Origin of the sequence: Bradyrhizobium manausense (assembly GCF_001440035.1) — a bacterium.
Taxonomy (GTDB): domain Bacteria; phylum Pseudomonadota; class Alphaproteobacteria; order Rhizobiales; family Xanthobacteraceae; genus Bradyrhizobium; species Bradyrhizobium manausense.
Genome location: NZ_LJYG01000028.1, coordinates 22,972 through 26,378, shown reverse-complemented (window position 1 = coordinate 26,378; position 3,407 = coordinate 22,972). Strand labels below are relative to the sequence as shown.

Here is a 3,407-nt window from a genome sequence, read left to right as displayed (position 1 = left end):
ATCCTAATGATAGCCGCTCATGCGGCCCTCGCTAGCTTGACGAGGTTGTGTGCGGTGCAGATCAGGGCCCATTCGGCCTTCACTTCGTCGAGGCCGCGTAGCAGGAATTGGCTGAACCCTCTTGCCTGTTTGATCTGTCCGAATACGGATTCGACGATCTGCTTACGCAAGCGGTAGCGACTTCGGTACCCGGCGCGCTTGAGCTTGGTGCTCATCCTGGCGATCAGCGATCCTGCTCTTGAAGCCTTTTTCGCGGTGGCGGACGTGGTGCCGTGCTTCTGCGTCCCGGTGGCGATGTAGCCCTCGATGCGCCGCCGCTTCATCGTGCGAAGATTGGGGGCGGAGCAGTAGCCGGCATCGGCCGACACTTCGTCGGGATTGGTCCCCAAATTGGCCTTGATCCCGTCGAGCAACGGCGCCAGTTGCGCCTGATCGCTGCAGGAACTGGTCAGCGTCTGCGCCACGATGATCTGATGGGCACCATCGACCGCGGCCTGGGCGTTGTAGCCCTGGATGTAACCGTCCTTGGTCTTCAGGATGCGGCTCTCCGGGTCGGTGAAATTGCGTTGCGCCGTGCCGTCGGGCTCGGTTTTCGTCGGCGTCTTGCCGCTCTTCTTGCGGCCTTCGGCGACGCGACGCTCCTCGGCCTCGGCCCGCGCCTTGCTCTCCGCCTCGGCTGCAGCCTTGGCTTCACTACGACCGCGAGTCGAGCGTTGGATTAGCGACACATGTCTGGCCAACGACACCCACCATCGAAAAGAGATCGGTCAAAATTGAGCTGTCTCTACCGGCATGATTCTTGATGTGGACGATGTTTCCTATCTTTGGGTTAGAGAGTCGGAACAATGGTAGATAGAAGCATCGTCGCTGGTTGCGCCGTTTGGATTCCATGTGACTTACAATCCTCCGTGTGCGGCCACTTGTATCGAAACGCATCCGCACGATTTCGTTGTGTGATTCGAAACAGAAGTATCCATTTCGTATCGCCTCTATCAGGCGATTCCGGTTATCGATTGTTTCGCTTTATAGGGCGGCTTACCGTCGTTCCGCTGTACATGAGTAGCTCGTACCTTGCTGCTTGATAATATCAGGCGCTGATCGAGCCTGCGCGGCATAATTCTCAGACCAACTCAGAATCTTGATGCAATGATGGGTTCGCGGACGTATGGATGGCCATGAAGGCAGCGGCCAACGCTGCAGGTGGTCAACTCAAATCGGGATTACACCGGGAGCGTGACTACGATGCGCAGAATAGCCGAAACACCGCCAGCATCTTCTTCGCGAGAAAAGCCAACGAAATCGGCTAGTGGCTGTCAATTTGCTGTTGAGCTCAGCGAAACAGCGAAGCTAGCGCTGCCAATGGTATTGACGCAACTTGGGCAGATCGTAATGATGACGACCGATCTTGTCTTCATAGGCCGGATTGGGTCAGAGACGGTCGCGGCGGCAGCACTAGCAAGCAGGGTTTATCTTGTTAGCTTCACCTTTGGAGCGGGTCTACTATCGGCAATTGTACCGCTGGTGGCGCAAGCGTTCGGGACAAACGATCTCGCCATGGCACGGTGTGCGCTGCGCATGGGGCTTTGGACGTCATTGTTGCTATCCTTGCCCATCATGGCGTTCGCACTCGGCGGAGAGCATGTACTGCTCGCTTTCGGCCAGGCACCTAAATTGGCTTTCCTTGCGCAGCAGTATCTGATCGGAGTGGCCTGGGGTGTGGGGCCTGCGCTATCATTCTTGGCCATTCGCAGTTTCATGAGCGCGGTCAATCGGCCGGAGCCAGTCTTGTGGATCACGCTCGGAGCAATTCCCACGAACGCCCTGCTCGTCTATCTGCTTGTATTTGGAAAGCTTGGTCTACCTAGCTTAGAGTTGTTCGGCGCAGGCCTGGCCACCACCATAGTAAACTGCGGGACTTGTTTGGCTAGTTTGTGGTTCGCAGCAACGCGTCACCCTTTCCGTGACTACCGCATCCTTGCACAGATTTGGCGTTTCGACTGGAGGGTGATGCGGCAGCTGATCGCGATTGGCACACCGAGTTCGTTATCCTCCTTGACAGGGTACGGCATAATATCGGTTGCAGCGCTGCTGGCTGGTGCAATCAGCACCAACGCACTTGCTGCTCATCAGATTGCGGTTCAGGTCTCCGCGATACTGCTCATGATTCCATTTAGCATTAGCATGGCAGCAACAGTGCGGGTTGGCCATGCGGTCGGCCGTGGTGATGGCACTGGCGTCAAATGGGCAGGTGTGGTCGCATTGGTGCTCGGAGTCCTAGTAGCTGTAACTCTAACGGTTTTTGTAATTGTCGCACGTTTTGAAATAGCTGAGTTGTTTCTTGGTAAATCGGACGATGCCGAGGCAACGATGCGACTGACTGCAAGGCTCCTTTTGATGGGAGGGGTCTTCTTTATCACCGATGCTGTCGCGACCATTGCGGCCGGAAGCTTGCGAGGGCTGGGGGACACCCGGGTCCCTTTTGTTCTTTCTACCGTCGCTTATTGGCTGGTTGGTTTCTCCCTTAGCTACGTTCTTAGTCTGAAGATCGGCCTTGCCCTGATCGGTATTTGGATAGGCTTATCAATTGGCTCGACGGTCGACGCGGGCCTCCTCGTCTTGCGTTTTCAGCTGCTGGCGAGCAGGCGTGTCCTTCAGGGCAGGTGCTGAGATCGTGGTGCGGGCAACTTGGTGTTGAGAAGGACAAGTTCCCGAGCTGACTACGTGAGGGTTTTAGATAGCGGACTGAATCTATGTTCTTCATAGCCGACGAACTAGGCGGGCGCTTGCCTAGTTCGGCTCGCCTACTAGCCACATATCCGCGACCTCCGCTACGGGATTCGTGATAGATTGCTATACTATGCTGAAAGTGGAGTTGCCCCCGTTAGACAGGACACTCGGTGCTGGTTTGAGTGATACAATGTACTCCCGCGGCGAGCGGTAGCTCAGTCGGGAATGCGGGTGTTCTGAGTTGTAATCCTCCATCCAGTTGTCGATCCGCAGCAGCGCGGTGCGCGCGTCGGCGATCGGGTTCACACGAACATAGTCGCGCTTGAAGGTCTTCACGAACGCCTCGGCCATGCCGTTGCTCTCGGGGCTTTCGACCGGCGTGAAGCAAGGCTCGAGGTTCAGGGCCGCCGCAATCTCAAGGGTGCGATAGGCAGCGAAGATGGAGCCATTGTCGGTCAGCCATTGCACCTTGCGTGGCGCGCGCATGTCGCCAAACCGCTGCTCGATACAGTGGACCATCATGTCCCGGATCATCTCGCCGGAGATCCCGGCCGTTGTGGCCACCCAGCTGATGACCTCGCGGTCATGGCTGCCCGGGGCAAAGGCAACCCGCACGATCTCGCCATTCCAGCAGGTGAACTCCAGCGCGTCCGAAACACCAACGCTCGTTGGAGCGGCTC

3 protein-coding genes and 1 pseudogene are annotated in these 3,407 nt (G+C 57.1%); 2 read left to right on the top strand and 2 right to left on the bottom strand.

Annotation, left to right across the window (positions count from 1 at the left end):
* Window positions 1-17: 17 nt before the first annotated feature.
* The gene (locus tag AOQ71_RS06435; protein WP_057743265.1) at window positions 18-728 is read right to left on the bottom strand and encodes a transposase; all 711 of its coding nucleotides are present in this window, start codon (window positions 726-728) and stop codon (window positions 18-20) included.
* A 441-nt stretch (window positions 729-1,169) separates the two neighbouring features.
* Between AOQ71_RS06435 and AOQ71_RS45870 the strand changes: the two genes are divergently transcribed.
* Together AOQ71_RS45870 and AOQ71_RS06430 are read left to right on the top strand one after the other, a co-directional pair.
* Window positions 1,170-1,307 (top strand): hypothetical protein, encoded by a 138-nt coding sequence (locus tag AOQ71_RS45870; RefSeq protein WP_162268324.1) that lies wholly within the window; start codon window positions 1,170-1,172, stop codon window positions 1,305-1,307.
* Complete coding sequence (locus AOQ71_RS06430) at window positions 1,243-2,667, top strand: MATE family efflux transporter (RefSeq protein WP_057743261.1); 1,425 nt, start codon at window positions 1,243-1,245, stop codon at window positions 2,665-2,667. The genes AOQ71_RS45870 and AOQ71_RS06430 overlap by 65 nt, the downstream gene beginning before the upstream one ends.
* Window positions 2,668-2,850: 183 nt before the next feature.
* Here AOQ71_RS06430 and AOQ71_RS06425 read toward each other — a convergent pair.
* Window positions 2,851-3,407, bottom strand: a pseudogene (locus AOQ71_RS06425) (integrase core domain-containing protein); the annotation flags it as partial.